Below are 15,074 nucleotides of genomic sequence, written 5' to 3' on the forward strand. Positions count from 1 at the left end.
AGTGTCTGAAAGATGTTGTAAATCCGTTGACTCTCCCCTAAGAGGAGACCTTACAGTATAAGAGATACACTTCAAAAAAGGGGCAGTCATGATGGAGAAACAAAATATCACCTTAACAATATTATTAACCAATTTATTTATTGCTTTTTTGGGGATCGGGCTTGTGATTCCGGTTACGCCTACCATTATGAATGAACTGCATTTATCTGGTACTGCGGTTGGCTATATGGTTGCCTGCTTCGCTGTTACTCAGCTTATTGTCTCACCAATCGGCGGGCGGTGGGTTGACCGCTTCGGACGTAAAATCATGATCGTGATCGGTCTGTTGTTTTTCAGTGTTTCGGAGTTTTTATTCGGCATTGGAAAAACAGTGGAGATGTTATTTATATCCCGTATGCTTGGCGGTATCAGCGCTGCCTTCATTATGCCCGGGGTGACGGCTTTTATCGCAGATATCACAACCATTAAAACTAGACCAAAAGCGCTCGGTTATATGTCAGCTGCTATTTCAACAGGCTTTATTATCGGTCCCGGCCTCGGGGGATTTTTAGCAGAAATCCATTCCCGTCTGCCTTTTTTCTTTGCGGCAGCCTTTGCGTTGTTAGCAGCCATTTTATCAATGCTCACGCTGCGCGAGCCGGAACGGAATCCTGAGAATCAGGACATAAAAGGGCAGAAGTCAGGCTTCAAACGGATTTTTGCGCCTATGTATTTCATTGCTTTTCTGATTATCCTGATTTCATCTTTTGGTTTGGCGTCATTTGAATCTTTATTTGCGTTATTCGTTGACCATAAATACGGATTTACGGCCAGCGACATTGCCATTATGATTACAGGAGGAGCGATTGTTGGCGCTATTACACAAGTCGTCTTATTCGACCGTTTTACAAGATGGTTTGGCGAGATTCATCTAATTCGGTATAGTTTAATTCTCTCGACGATTCTTGTATTCTTGATGACAGTCGTAAATTCTTATTTTACGATTTTGCTGGTTACAGTCACCGTATTTGTCGGTTTTGATCTCATGCGGCCGGCGGTAACAACTTACCTTTCAAAAATTGCAGGAAATGAACAAGGGTTTGCTGGCGGTATGAATTCATTGTTTACAAGTATCGGCAATGTATTTGGGCCTATTATCGGCGGAATGCTGTTCGATATCGATGTAAACTACCCTTTCTACTTTGCAACGGCGGCTTTAGCCGTAGGCATTGCACTGACCATAGCTTGGAAAGCGCCGGGACACCTTAATGCCAGCACGTGATCAAAAGCGTATTCTTTGTATACTGCAAAGAATGCGCTTCTTCTTTATACTGGTGGTAGAAGGAGTGATGGCATGAAGGAATCGTATTACTCAATTGGAGAAGTTTCAAAGCTTGCAAACGTGTCGATTAAAGCGCTCCGTTATTATGATAAAATTGATTTATTTAAACCCGCCTACGTTGACTCGGATACCAGCTACCGCTATTATACAGATTCTCAGCTCATTCATCTGGATTTGATCAAATCATTGAAATATATCGGCACACCTTTAGTAGAGATGAAAAAGGCACAGGACTTAGAGATGGAAGAACTGTTTGCTTTTTATACAGAACAGGAGAGGCAAATCAGGGAGAAATTAGACTTTTTATCAGCATTGGAGCAAACCATTTCGTTGGTGAAAAAGCGGATGAAACGGCAGATGGAATATCCTGCGCTCGGCGAGGTGTTTATTTTAGATGAAGAAGAAACGCGAATCATTCAGACAGAGGCAGAGGGAATCGGGCCTGAAAACGTGCTCAACGCCTCCTACAGCAAATTAAAAAAATTTATCGAATCAGCAGATGGATTTACGAACAATAGCTACGGCGCTGCTTTCTCGTTTCAGCCATACACCAGCATTGATGAAATGGTATACCGTCATATCTTTACCCCTGTATTGACGAATAAACAAATATCCGCCATTACGCCGGATATGGAAATCACCACGATCCCCAAAGGCAGATATGTATGTATCGCGTATAATTTTTCACCTGAGCATTATTTTCTCAACTTACAGAAGCTTATGAAGTATATCGAAGACCGCCAATTAACAGTTGCCAGTGATGTTTACGAGTTAATCATACCGATTCATTACTCACCGAAAAAACAAGAAGAATACCGGGTTGAAATGAAAATCCGAATCGCTGAATAATAGTGCTGCATAAAAAAGAGCATTTTTTGAAGTTATGTTTCAAAAAATGCTCTTTTTGCTTGTTTAGTAAACAGATGTTTTCTCATCAATCGACTCTAAAATTTGTTTCACTCGTCCCAAGAAACGTCCGCACACAAGGCCGTCAAGCACTCTGTGATCCAAGGACAGGCACAGATTGACCATGTCTCTGACAGCAATCATGCCATTATCCATGACAACCGGGCGTTTGACGATGGATTCTACTTGAAGAATCGCAGCCTGAGGGTAGTTGATGATCCCCATCGACTGAACAGATCCGAACGAACCTGTGTTGTTGACGGTAAACGTGCCTCCCTGCATGTCATCTGCTGAGAGTTTTCCGTCTCTTACTTTTTTGGCAAGGCCGGTAATTTCTTTCGCAATGCCTTTAATTGTTTTTTCATCAGCGTTTTTAATCACTGGAACAAACAAAGAATCCTCTGTGGCAACCGCGATTGAAATATTGATATCCTTTTTCTGAATAATTTTGTCGCCCGCCCACATGCTATTCATTTGCGGGAATTCTTTTAACGCCTGAGCGACCGCTTTTACGAAAAAGGCGAAGAACGTTAAATTAAATCCTTCTGTCTTCTTGAAGGAATCTTTAATACTGTTGCGATATGCCACCATATTTGTGACGTCGACTTCCATCATCGTCCAAGCATGCGGAATTTCTGTTTTGCTGCGTTTCATATTGGAAGCAATTGCTTTTCTTACACCTGTAACAGGAATTTCTTTGTCTCCGGTTGCAGATGCAGGATATGAGATGTCTTCTTTAGGCTCCGGTTTTGGTGCAGACTCAGGTGCAGGAGCTGCTGTTTTCGGCTTCTCATCCCGTTCTTGCACGCCGCCTGTCTCAATGATGCGCTGAATATCTTTTCGCGTAATGCGGCCGCCGGCACCAGTTCCTGTCACTTGATCGAGGTCAATGCCGTGCTCTCCGGCCAAACGGAGAACAGCTGGCGAGTAGCGCTTTTTATTGGGCTGATCGGCTGCTCCGGCACTTTTTGCAGCAGGGTTCTCAGCGGCTTCTGATGCTGCTGGCTGTTCTTGTTTTTGTTCCGCCGGATTGGCGCCTTCTGTTTCAATTTTGCAAATTACTTCTCCGACTTGCAGGGTCTGGCCTTCTTCACCCACAAGCTCTGTTATCGTACCGGTAAAAGAAGATGGAACCTCTGCATTCACCTTATCTGTCATGACTTCAGCTATCGGATCGTATTTGTTCACTTTATCACCGGGGGCGACAAGCCATTTGCTGATCGTCCCCTCCGTCACGCTTTCTCCAAGCTGCGGCATCGTCATTTGTTCAATTGCCATGATTGTATCCTCCTTACGTCTTTAAAACTCCGCTAATTCTCTCATCGCCGCTTCCACTTTATCAGGGTTGACCATAAAGTATTTTTCCATTGTCGGCGCGTAAGGCATAGCCGGAATATCAGGACCTGCAAGCCGTTTGATCGGCGCGTCTAAGTCGAAGAGACAATGTTCGGATATAATCGCGGCCACCTCACTCATGATACTGCCTTCTTTTGTATCTTCAGTGACCAAAAGAACCTTCCCGGTTTTGGAAGCGGCTTCGATGATCGCTTCTTGATCTAGCGGGTAAACCGTTCTTAAATCCACCACATGTACTGAGATGCCATCTTTTTCAAGACGTTCTGCAGCCTGTAACGCGAAGTGGACACACAGGCCATATGTGATCACTGTGATATCGTCGCCTTCCCGTTTGACATCAGCCTTGCCGATTGGCAGGACATAATCATCTGCAGGAACCTCTCCTTTTATCAGGCGGTACGCGCGCTTGTGCTCAAAAAACAGCACCGGATCTTCATCACGAACTGCAGCTTTTAAGAGACCTTTCGCGTCATATGGCGTTGAAGGCATCACAATTTTCAGTCCTGGCTGATTGGCGAAAATCGCTTCGACTGATTGAGAATGATAAAGGGCTCCGTGCACGCCTCCGCCGTATGGCGCTCTGACGACAATCGGGCAGCTCCAGTCATTGTTGCTGCGGTAGCGGATTTTAGCTGCTTCAGAAATGATTTGGTTAACCGCCGGCATAATGAAATCAGCAAACTGCATTTCAGCAATTGGTCTCATCCCGTACATAGCTGCTCCGATACCGACTCCGGCGATTGCTGATTCAGCAAGCGGCGTATCCATAACACGTTCTTCTCCAAATTGCTCGTAGAGGCCGGCTGTCGCTTTAAACACACCGCCTTTTCTTCCTACATCTTCCCCGAGGACAAAGACGCGGGAATCTCGTTCCATTTCTTCTTTCATCGCCAAATTGATTGCATCAATATATGACATTACTGACATTTGTTCTTCCTCCCTACTTCGCATACACATAATCAAGCGCTGACTCAGGAGCTGCATAAGGGGCGTTCTCCGCTTCATCTGTCGCTTCATTTACAATTGCCATTATTTCATCCAGCATGGTTTGTTCTGTCTCATCGGACAGCAGGCCTGTTTCCTTTAAGTAAGCTTGATAAGTAAGCAGAGGATCACTTTTTTTCGCTTCCTCTACTTCTTCACGGCCCCTGTAGCTGCTGTCGTCGTCATCACTGGAATGCGGTGTAAGGCGGTAAGAAATTGTTTCAATTAATGTCGGGCCTTCTCCTCTGCGCGCCCGTTCGCGTGCTTCTTTAACCGCTTGATAAACTTCCAGCGGATCATTTCCATTCACAGTTACGCCAGGCATCCCATAGCCTACGGCACGGTCGGAAATGTTCTCACATGCGACTTGCTTATCGTAAGGCACTGAGATTGCGTATTTGTTGTTTTCACACATGAAAATCACAGGCAGCTTATGGACAGCGGCAAAGTTTGCCCCTTCATGGAAATCGCCTTGGTTTGAAGAGCCTTCACCAAATGTAACAAAGGCTGCGATATCCTTTTTCTCCATACGTCCTGCCAGCGCAATGCCGACTGCGTGCGGCACCTGTGTTGTAACCGGAGATGATCCCGTTACAATGCGGTTTTTCTTTTGTCCGAAATGCCCCGGCATCTGGCGGCCTCCTGAGTTCGGATCTGCCGCTTTGGCAAACCCGGACATCATTAAGTCCTTTGCTGTCATGCCAAACGCGAGCACGACACCCATATCTCTGTAGTACGGCAATACATAATCCATTTCACGGTCAAGGGCAAAAGCCGCTCCTACCTGTGCTGCTTCCTGTCCTTGACAAGAGATTACAAATGGAATTTTGCCAGAGCGGTTTAACAGCCACATTCTTTCATCGATTTTTCTTGCTAACAGCATGGTTCTATACATATCAACGGCTTCCTGATCAGTCAGCCCTAGTGCTTGATGTCGGTTTGTACTCATTCAAGCCCCTCCTTTATGCTTTTAAAAATGAATGGCTTTGCCATCTGCGGCAAGCGCTGCTTCTCCAATTGCTTCAGAAAGCGTCGGATGCGGGTGAATCGTTTGCCCGACCTCCCACGGCGTTGCGTCCAGCACTTTGGCAAGACCCGCTTCAGAAATCATGTCGGTGACATGCGGGCCGATCATATGAACACCGAGAATATCATCCGTATCTCGATCCGCCACGATTTTGACAAAACCGTCGCTTTCACCGTAAACAAGCGCTTTTCCGATCGCCATAAATGGAAACTTGCCGATTTTGACATTGTGCCCCTTCGCCTTTGCCTCTTCTTCTGTTAAGCCGACACTGGCAGCTTCCGGGCTGGAGTAGATGCACTTTGGTACAAGCGTTGGCTCAAGCGGATGCGGATTGAGACCTGCAATATGCTCAACGGCAATGATTCCTTCATGTGATGCAACATGAGCTAACTGAAGGCCCCCGATCACGTCTCCGATTGCATAAATATGAGATTCCTTCGTTTGGCAGTTTTCATTGACTGAAATGACGCCTTTTTCGGAAACAATATCGGTGTTTTCTAAGCCGATGCCTTCAATATTTGCCTGTCTGCCGATGGAAACAAGCATTTTTTCGGCAGAGTAGGTGGCGGTTTCTCCGTCTTTTTCTGCTTGTATGCTGACTTCGTCTGACGTCTTTGTCATTGTGTCAGGCAGCACTTTTGCCCCTGTGACGAACTGAATGCCTTTTTTCTTAAGAAGACTTTCCATTTCTTTTGAAATGTCTTGATCTTCGGTCGGCAATATACGTTCGGCATATTCGATAACTGTTACCTTCACGCCAAAATCATGAAGCATAGACGCCCATTCAATACCGATCACGCCTCCGCCCACGATGATGATCGATTTTGGCAGCTCCTCCATTTGGAGAGCCTCATCCGAAGTCAATACAGACTTGCCGTCAGCTTCCAATCCCGGAAGCATTCTCGGTCTTGACCCTGTTGCAATGATGACTTGTTTCGGGATCAGCATGTCATTTTCTTCACCATTTCCCCGCTCAACAGAAATCGTTCCCGGCAGCGGAGAGAAGATTGACGGTCCAAGGATACGGCCATATCCGTTATACACGTCAATTTTTCCTTTTTTCATTAAATGATTCACACCAGCTGCAAGCTTATCAACAACGGCTTGCTTACGCTGCTGCACTTTTTCAAAGTTGAGGGACACGCCTTCCGTTTCCACTCCGAATTGATCGGCATCACAAGCTGTCCGATATACCTCGGCACTTCTAAGCAGCGCCTTACTCGGGATACAGCCTTTATGAAGACATGTTCCCCCGAGTCTTTCCTTTTCCACAACGGCTGTTTTTAATCCAAGCTGAGCGGCTCTGATCGCCGCAACATAACCGCCGGTACCGCCGCCCAGAATGACTATGTCATACTCAGTTGCCATGGTGACTCACTCCTGTCTGTCTATTCAATACGATATTGTTTGGATGGTTCTTCGCCCAGCAATACCCTCAGCGCCCCTTGGGCCAGAGACTGCAGTTCATTTTCTCCCGGATAGACTAAAACGTCAGAAATCCAATCTATGTATGATCTGATACTGGAAACAAAGCTTTTGCCGTAAGCGAGGCCTCCTGTCAGTACAATCGCTTCCACTTCACCTTTTAATACCGCGCTGGCTGCCCCGATTTCCTTTGCTACCTGATACGCCATGGCATCGTAAATCAAGCGGGCTTTTTCGTCGCCCCCCTGGATCATTTGTTCCACTTTGACTGCGTCATTCGTACCGAGATATCCGGAAAGCCCGCCTGTTCCCACAAGTTTTTTCATGATTTCTTCTTTCGTATACTCACCTGAAAAGCATAAATCGACAAGATCTCCCGCAGGAACTGTTCCTGCCCGTTCAGGGCTGAATGGCCCCTCTCCGTGAAGGCCGTTGTTAACATCCACCACTCGCCCGCGGTCATGGACGCCTATAGTAATACCGCCGCCCATATGGGTAATAATCATTTTCATGTTCTCATATCGTTTGCCGAGAGAGGCTGCCGCCTTACGGGCGACAGCTTTTTGGTTTAACGCATGGAAAATGCTTTTCCGTTCAATCTCTGGCATGCCTGAAATTTTTGCGAGCACTGACATTTCATCTACGACAACAGGATCGACGATATACGACGGGATATTAAGGCCGTCAGCGATTTCTCGTGCGATAATGCCGCCAAGATTGGAAGCATGCTGGCCGGCATATCCGCTTTTCAAGTCTTCAATCATGTCATCATTCACTTCATAAGTTCCGCCTTCAATCGGTCTGAGAAGACCGCCTCTGGCGCAGACTGCATCAAACTTTGAGATATTGATGCCCTGTTCATGAAGCGTCTCGAGAATATGGTTTTTTCGAAATTCATACTGATCAATAATATGGTCAAATCGCTGCAGCTCTTCTATGTTGTGTCTCAATGTTTTTTCAAAAATGCTTCGTTCGTTATGAAAAACACCGATTTTCGTTGAAGTTGAGCCTGGGTTAATTGTGAGAATGCGTTTTTCATCATGTAGCACTTTCATAACCTCCAGATCAATTTCTTAACGTCTGCTTAATACACTGTGCCCGTTTTGCAAAAACTGGCTTCTTGAACGACGCATGCGTTCAATCCGTTCCTCTGCTAAGCGGTCAGCCGCTAAATACGTCGGAATGCCGTCACGTTGAGAAATCTCAAGCACACGCTCAATATTGCCATAAATGCCTTCAACTTTCTTTAACGCGCGTTCTGCGTTATAGCCATATAGCTCATCTGCCACATTGATGACGCCGCCCGCGTTAATGACATAATCCGGTGCATAAACAATGCCCATTTCGTGAATTTGGTCACCATGGCGTGTTTCTTTTAACTGGTTGTTAGCCGCACCCGCAATGACTTTTGCCTTTAGCTGTTTAATGGTGTCATCGTTAATTGTTGCCCCAAGAGCACACGGCGCATAAATATCGCAGTCTTGAGAATAAATCTCTTCCGGATCAACCGCACGGGCGCCGAAATCTTCAACTGCGCGCGCTACTGATTGTTTGTTGATATCCGTTACGATTAAATTTGCTCCTTCTTCATGAAGGTGGCGGCATAGGTTATAGGCTACGTTCCCTACCCCCTGCACAGCGATGGTTTTCCCTTCAAGAGAGTCAGTTCCGAAAGCTGCTTTAGCGGCTGCCTTCATTCCTCTGTACACCCCGTATGCTGTGACTGGAGATGGATTTCCGGAAGATCCGAAAGCAGGGGAAATCCCTGTGACGAAGTCTGTTTCATCATGAATGATATCCATATCTTCAACCGTTGTGCCCACATCTTCAGCTGTGATGTATCTGCCGTTCAGCCCTTGAATATAGCGGCCGAATGCTCGGAACATTTCCTCATTTTTGTCCTTGCGCGGATCGCCGATAATCACTGTTTTTCCGCCGCCCAGGTTTAAGCCTGCCGCCGCGTTTTTATAGGTCATGCCTCTTGCCAGTCTGAGCGCGTCTTCTATCGCCGCTTCTTCATTCTCATATGTCCACATTCTCGTTCCGCCAAGCGCCGGACCGAGTGTTGTATCATGAATCGCGATGATCGCTTTTAAGCCAGATTGTTCATCTTGGCAGAATACCAATTGTTCGTAATCGTATTTCTCCATATATTTAAAAAGTTCCATGTTCGTTCCTCCTAGTGTGTGTATTCTTCAGATGCGCATATTGCCAGCGCAATGGAATACAGTTTATTTTCAGCGGAATCCGCTCTGCTTGTTAAGGCAATCGGCGCTTTGGCTCCCGTAATCACAGCCGCCACACTGGCTTTCGCAAAATAAATCAGTGATTTATATAAAATATTGCCGGCTTCAATTGTTGGGACGAGAAGGATATCAGCGCTGCCCGCTACGTCTCCCGAAATCTTTTTCTGAGCCGCGGCAATTTGCGATACAGCGTTATCCAAAGCAAGCGGTCCATCAACAATGCAGCCTTTGATTTGGCCTCTTTTATACATTTGAGCAAGAGCAGCTGCGTTCACTGTTGCTTCCATTTTCGGGTTTACCGTTTCAACTGCTGCCAGAGCAGCTGCTTTTGGCATATTGTTCCCTACTGCACGAGCCACATGAACGGCATTTTGCAAGATCTGCCGAAGCTCTTCCAGCGAAGGGGCAATATTCATTGCCGAATCTGTCACAAACATCAACCTGTCAAAATCAGGTATATCAAACACAGCTACGTGGGAAAGGACACTGGAAGACCGAAGCCCCTCCTGCCTGTTCAATACCGCTTTAAGCAAAACAGAAGTCGGCACATTGCCTTTCATTAAAACATCCGCTGTTTTGTGATGGACAGCACGAACTGCTAATTTTGCCGATTCCTCAGGCGTATCGGCATGAACGATTTCCACTTGATGCCCTAGCGTAGATGATGTCAGATCGTTCAGTTTTTTGCTGTCGCCCGTTAACAAAAATCGGGCGGATAGGTGCTCGGCTGCCAGCTTTACTGCCCGGATCACTTCCTCATCCTCAGCATGGGCAACTGCAATGGTCTTGTTTTTGTACATCGATGCTTTGCCGATCAAATCTTTCAGCTTCATCTGCTACCACCTTTCTTGTTTCGACTCCGCCTTTTATTATGCAAGTTCCGTGCCAGCTCCTTATCGTGCTGTTATACCGGATATATTGAAAAATTCGTGCAGATGTTTGCGTTTATTCTGCAAATTATTGCATGCCTTCATTTGCAAGGCCGTATTTATCCATTTTGTAATATAAATTCCGTATGCTGACACCGAGGGCTTTCGCTGTTTTTGTCCGGTTATAATGATGCTTTTCGAGCGTTTGCTGGATCAAATGCGCTTCAAATTTTTCTACTGCGACTGATAGCTTTTCGCCTTCAATATCAGGAAAATCAAAACCTGTCCCTTGGTCTGTGTCATTTTCTTTTTGTTCTAGTTCGAATACAGGCAGGTGATCTTTTTCAATCCATTCCATATGCGGATTCAAAAAGATCATGGCTCGTCCAAGAACATTTTCCAGCTCGCGGACATTCCCAGGCCAATGGTAAGCAGATAAGGCACGCAAGGCTTGCTGTGTAAGCCCTTTTACATTCCTGCCGTAATCCCGGTTGATCTTTTGGATAAGCCGGACGCTGAGTGCCTCAATGTCCTCCAGCCGCTGCCGCAAAGGCGGGATGGAGATGGGGTAGCGGTTAATCCGGTAATACAGATCTTCGCGGAACGTTCCATCCGCCATTGCTTTTTCGATATTTACATTTGTTGCAGCAATCACTCTGACGTTGACAGGGATTGCTTTTGTGCCCCCCACTCTGACGATTTCCTTCTCTTGAAGAACGCGGAGCAATTTCGCCTGCATGTTTTGTGTCAGCTCACCGATTTCATCTAAGAAAATACTGCCGTTATTGGCTTCTTCGAACAGGCCCTTTTTACCGCCGCGCTTCGCTCCTGAAAACGCACCATCCTCATAGCCGAACAATTCCGATTCGAGCAGGTTTTCAGAAAGGGCTGCGCAATTCACGCGAATAAATTTATTGTACTTCCGGTCGCTTTCATTATGGATGGCGTGGGCGAACAGTTCTTTTCCTGTTCCTGATTCCCCGCGCAGCAAAATGGTTGCCGGCGTTTTTGCCCCGATCTTCGCCTGCTCAAGCGCAACCAGCATTTGCTCGCTTTTGCCGATAATGTCGTCGAAGGTGTATTTCGCTTCAAGCGTACGAATGATTTGTCTGGCCCGATTAAGCTCCGCTGTCAGCATTTTAATTTCGGACACGTCGTGAATCACACCGACGCTGCCTTTCAAAATCCCGTCTACAATGACCGGCGCTACATTGACGATGACCTCTTTTTCATTCGGGCCGACCTTCATTCTGACACCGCGGACAGGGCGCCTTGTTTCAAGCACTTTTAAGTGCATGCTTTCGCCTTCAGAAATATCGGTGTTTGCAGGCTTTCCGATGACTTCTTTTTCAGAAAGCCCCGTCATTTTTGTATATGCTTTATTAATCAAAAGGCCTATCCCGTTTTCATCAACGACAGAAATCGCCTCATCTGAGGATTGAATAATCGCCTCCAGCATCGTACGCACCTGTTTGAGATTCGTCACTTCCTCCGCAAGCTCGACCGCATCAGTGATATCTTTAAACACACAAAGCGCCCCGAGCAAACGTCCGCCTTCATCAATAATCGGCAGTCTGGTAGTCACGATTTGAGTCTCGCCCAAAAGCTGCTTTTGGTTGTATTCAGGCTCCCTCGTTTTTAAAATCCGCGGCATCTTTGTGCTCGGAATAACTTCTTTTATCGGCCGCCCGATGACTTCCTCACGTTTTTTCCCGACCATTTTTTCGGCCATATGGTTAAAGAGAATGATTTCTTCATTGATATCAATGAAAATCATTCCGTCATGGGTGGAATTAAAAATTCTGTCGTGTTTGTATGTTTGCTCTTTCAGCATTTGAATCAGCTGCTGCTTTTCTTCCATCAGCTGAAAAACGATGTACGCCATTTTTCCCGGCATGACAATGGTCTTTTCATGCTTTTCCCGAAGGAGCTCGTCAAATACGGCTTGATTGCCCGTAGTATGAATGACAATATCCGGTTTTTGTTGTATGTAAGGTTTCCAATCAGATGAAACGGCAATTCCATACTGTTCTGCTTCTCTCAATCCCGGCGCCTCGGGGTCTTTGTCAACAACGGCAATAATCTCTATGACGGCTGTTTTGATCAGAATATGTAATAACGCCGTTCCCCTTTTGCCGGCACCTACAATCAGTACCTTTTGCATCCCGATACCCCTTTGTATGAAAAAATTTGCACACCTATTTATTCCGTTGCAATAATTTGCACAACCCTATGTTACCACGTTTTCTTCTCTTGACAAAATATTTTTTCCGCTGGACAATAAAGGAAATGAAAAGATAAAGGGGTTTTCTGAGGATGAGCCGACTTCTTGCGCTTTTGATATTAGTCATCCCCGGCGCCATTTCCGCTTTAGGCATAAAACTGATGAGGGATACGCTTTTCGGCCATACGATTAAGCCATTTTCAGCTCTTTGGCTCCAAGGTTTGTCAGGATTCATTTTTTTTGCGTTCGGCCTTTATGTGCTGGCCGGGTTCATTTTTTACAGAGACAGAAAACGCAATCAAGTCAGCCCGCGATTCAGAAAATGACAGCTGCAAAAAAGCCGGAGATCACTCCGGCTTTTTTGATCGAAACTATTCGTCAGGCAAAACGGTTTTGGCAATCGTTTGGTCTAGCGCTTCATAGTCATAATAAGAAATCGTTTCGTACAGTTCTTTCCGTGTCTGCATATGATGAAGCCCTTCTTTTTGTGAGCCGCGCTCCCTTATCAAACCAAACATCCGCTCATAAGCTTTTGCCGCCGCTCGAAGCGATGTAACAGGATATATCACCATGTGAAACCCCATATTTTTGAATTCATCAGCACGATAATACGGCGTTTTCCCAAATTCAGTCATATTCGCAAGGAGCGGAACGGAAATACGCTCAGCAAACTGGCGGAATTCGTCCTCCTCCTGAAGCGCTTCCGGGAATATTGCGTCCGCTCCAGCCTCAATGTAAGCCGCTGCCCGTTTGATTGCGGCATCAAGCCCTTCCTGCGCTCTGGCATCAGTGCGGGCAACAACGATAAGGGTGGGCGCCGCTTGTTTGATTGCTTTTATTTTTTGCGCCATTTCCTTGATCGGTACAAGCTGTTTGCCATTTAAATGCCCGCATTTTTTCGGAAGCTCCTGGTCTTCTATTTGAACGGCAGCTACCCTGGCTTCAAGCATCTCACGAGCGGTTCGGGCGGCATTTAACACACCGCCAAATCCCGTATCGATATCCACAAGCAGAGGCAGATCAGCTGCACGCACAAGATCTTTGGCCCGTTCAGCCATCTCTGCCGATGTAACAATCCCTAAATCAGGCAGCCCCCTGCTGGCTGTGTATGCAGCACCCGACAAATAAATAGCAGAAAAACCAGCTTCTTTCGCAAGCAGGGCGGCCATCCCGTCATGGGCGCCGGGAATTTGCAGGATGTCCGGCGCTGACATCAGCTCGCGAAAACGCCCGGCAAGCTCTTCTTGCGGCGATTGCTTATTAACGATCCACGACATGACCAAGTCCTCCTTTTTACAAACAGAACATATCTACGAATTCATTTACGCGCATCGTTTGTAATGTCTCATAGCTGGTACAGCGCTCATAAATATGTTTGTGCTGTTTATCACCATAATGGGTTTTAAGATTGGCAGAAAACTTCTCAAGCAGTTTCGGCACTGCCTCGTCTCTTCGAAAACGATGGCCGAGCGGAAATTCACATTCCACCATTTCCGTGCTCGTTCCGTCTTTAAAATAAACCTGAACAGCATTTGAAATGGAACGCTTGTCGGGTTTCAAATAATCCTCGGTATACGTTTTATTTTCAGTCACTTCCATTTTATCACGAAGTTTATCTATTCTCGGATCACTCGCTGTTTCAGCCTCATAATGCTGTGCAGTGATATCACCAAACAGCAAACCGATGGCTGTAATGTATTGGAGGCAGTGATCGCGGTCTGCCGGATTGTGGAGCGGGCCTGTTTTATCAATGATTCGGATAGCGGACTCATGCGTTCTGATGACAACACGGTCAATCTCATCAATCCGGCCCTTTACCTGCGGGTGAAGAATGACAGCGCACTCCGCTGCTGTCTGGGCGTGAAATTCCGCAGGGTAAGACACTTTAAATAACACATTTTCCATGACATAAGCATCAAGCGGACGCGCAAGTTTGATCTCTTTCTTATTGAATAGAACGTCTTGGAAGCCCCATCCCGGAGCGCTCAACGCTGTCGGATAACCCATTTCCCCTTTTAACGCCATCAGCGCCAAATGAACACCTCTGCTCGTTGCATCTCCTGCCGCCCATGATTTGCGAGAGCCTGTATTCGGTGAATGCCGGTATGTCCTCAAGGCTGCATTGTCAATCCATGCATTCGTAAGCGCATTTTTGATTTCTTCTCTCCCGCCGCCCAAAAGTTTGGCTGCAACAGCGGTTGTCGCAACTTTTACAAACAGCACATGATCAAGGCCCACTCGGTTTAAGCTGTTTTCTAACGCCAGCACACCTTGAATCTCGTGTGCTTTGATCATCATTTCAAGTACGTCACGTACCGTTAAAGGCTCTTTTCCTTCAGACAGCCTCACTCTCGATACATAATCAGCAGTGGCAAGGATTCCTCCCAGATTATCAGACGGATGCCCCCACTCTGCAGCCAGCCACGTGTCGTTGTAATCGAGCCAGCGGATCATGCACCCGATATTAAACGCCGCTCTCACCGGATCGAGAACATATGACGTTCCCGGTACTTTGCTTCCATTCGGCACAATCGTTCCGGGCACAATCGGGCCAAGCAGCTTTGTGCATTCGGGATACCGGAGCGCCAAAATCCCGCAGCCCAGCGTATCCAGCAACACATGCCCCGCTGTTGTATAGGCCTCAGAGCTTGTAATCTCTTTCTCAAGCACATAGTCTGTGATCTCTTCAATGACATGATCCATTTTCAGCATGCTA

Annotated in this window: 13 protein-coding genes; 3 read left to right on the forward strand and 10 right to left on the reverse strand. The window is 46.5% G+C overall.

Annotated elements, in window-relative coordinates; all coding sequences use genetic code 11:
* The first annotated feature begins 91 nt into the window (after positions 1 to 91).
* The gene (bmr, locus tag MOB98_RS14520; RefSeq protein ID WP_268362917.1) at positions 92 to 1,261 is read left to right on the forward strand and encodes a multidrug efflux MFS transporter Bmr; all 1,170 of its coding nucleotides are present in this window, start codon (positions 92 to 94) and stop codon (positions 1,259 to 1,261) included.
* Positions 1,262 to 1,333: 72 nt separating this feature from the next.
* The gene (bmrR, locus tag MOB98_RS14525; protein WP_268362918.1) at positions 1,334 to 2,170 is read left to right on the forward strand and encodes a multidrug efflux transcriptional regulator BmrR; all 837 of its coding nucleotides are present in this window, start codon (positions 1,334 to 1,336) and stop codon (positions 2,168 to 2,170) included.
* Between the two features lie 63 nt (positions 2,171 to 2,233).
* On the opposite strand, the gene bfmBB is transcribed toward bmrR, so the two are convergent.
* The 8 genes from bfmBB to MOB98_RS14565 form a co-directional block, all read right to left on the reverse strand.
* Positions 2,234 to 3,505 carry a branched-chain alpha-keto dehydrogenase complex dihydrolipoyllysine-residue (2-methylpropanoyl)transferase gene (gene bfmBB / locus MOB98_RS14530; RefSeq protein ID WP_268367147.1) on the reverse strand — a complete coding sequence of 424 codons (1,272 nt, stop codon included), beginning with the start codon at positions 3,503 to 3,505 and terminating at the stop codon, positions 2,234 to 2,236.
* 21 nt (positions 3,506 to 3,526) lie between these two features.
* Positions 3,527 to 4,510, reverse strand: a complete 984-nt coding sequence (gene bfmBAB, locus MOB98_RS14535; RefSeq protein WP_268367148.1) for a 3-methyl-2-oxobutanoate dehydrogenase subunit beta — start codon at positions 4,508 to 4,510, stop codon at positions 3,527 to 3,529.
* A gap of 13 nt (positions 4,511 to 4,523) precedes the next feature.
* Positions 4,524 to 5,516, reverse strand: coding sequence for a 3-methyl-2-oxobutanoate dehydrogenase subunit alpha (gene bfmBAA, locus MOB98_RS14540; protein WP_019714902.1), 993 nt, complete (start codon positions 5,514 to 5,516; stop codon positions 4,524 to 4,526).
* A gap of 21 nt (positions 5,517 to 5,537) precedes the next feature.
* Entirely contained in the window at positions 5,538 to 6,962 is a 1,425-nt protein-coding gene (lpdA, locus tag MOB98_RS14545) for a dihydrolipoyl dehydrogenase (RefSeq protein WP_268360598.1), read from the reverse strand.
* 20 nt (positions 6,963 to 6,982) lie between these two features.
* A complete protein-coding gene (buk, locus tag MOB98_RS14550; RefSeq protein WP_268360597.1) occupies positions 6,983 to 8,074 on the reverse strand; it encodes a butyrate kinase in 1,092 nt (363 codons plus the stop codon).
* 18 nt (positions 8,075 to 8,092) lie between these two features.
* Entirely contained in the window at positions 8,093 to 9,187 is a 1,095-nt protein-coding gene (gene bcd / locus MOB98_RS14555) for a branched-chain amino acid dehydrogenase (RefSeq protein ID WP_268360596.1), read from the reverse strand.
* 11 nt (positions 9,188 to 9,198) lie between these two features.
* Entirely contained in the window at positions 9,199 to 10,098 is a 900-nt protein-coding gene (yqiS, locus tag MOB98_RS14560; protein ID WP_268360594.1) for a phosphate butyryltransferase, read from the reverse strand.
* Between the two features lie 124 nt (positions 10,099 to 10,222).
* On the reverse strand, positions 10,223 to 12,298 hold the full coding sequence (locus MOB98_RS14565) for a sigma 54-interacting transcriptional regulator (protein ID WP_268360593.1): 2,076 nt from the start codon (positions 12,296 to 12,298) through the stop codon (positions 10,223 to 10,225).
* Between the two features lie 152 nt (positions 12,299 to 12,450).
* Here MOB98_RS14565 and MOB98_RS14570 point away from each other — a divergent pair, with 152 nt between their 5' ends.
* A complete protein-coding gene (locus MOB98_RS14570; RefSeq protein WP_268360592.1) occupies positions 12,451 to 12,684 on the forward strand; it encodes a DUF2627 domain-containing protein in 234 nt (77 codons plus the stop codon).
* A 45-nt stretch (positions 12,685 to 12,729) separates the two neighbouring features.
* Here the strand turns inward: MOB98_RS14570 and prpB are convergent, their stop codons facing one another.
* Together prpB and MOB98_RS14580 are read right to left on the reverse strand one after the other, a co-directional pair.
* Positions 12,730 to 13,635: a methylisocitrate lyase gene (gene prpB, locus MOB98_RS14575; protein ID WP_268360591.1), complete on the reverse strand. Its 906-nt coding sequence runs from the start codon at positions 13,633 to 13,635 to the stop codon at positions 12,730 to 12,732.
* 16 nt (positions 13,636 to 13,651) lie between these two features.
* Positions 13,652 to 15,070 carry a bifunctional 2-methylcitrate dehydratase/aconitate hydratase gene (locus tag MOB98_RS14580; protein ID WP_268360589.1) on the reverse strand — a complete coding sequence of 473 codons (1,419 nt, stop codon included), beginning with the start codon at positions 15,068 to 15,070 and terminating at the stop codon, positions 13,652 to 13,654.
* Positions 15,071 to 15,074: the final 4 nt, after the last annotated feature.

This window comes from Bacillus sp. N13C7, from assembly GCF_026790065.1.
Taxonomy (GTDB): Bacteria; Bacillota; Bacilli; order Bacillales; family Bacillaceae; genus Bacillus.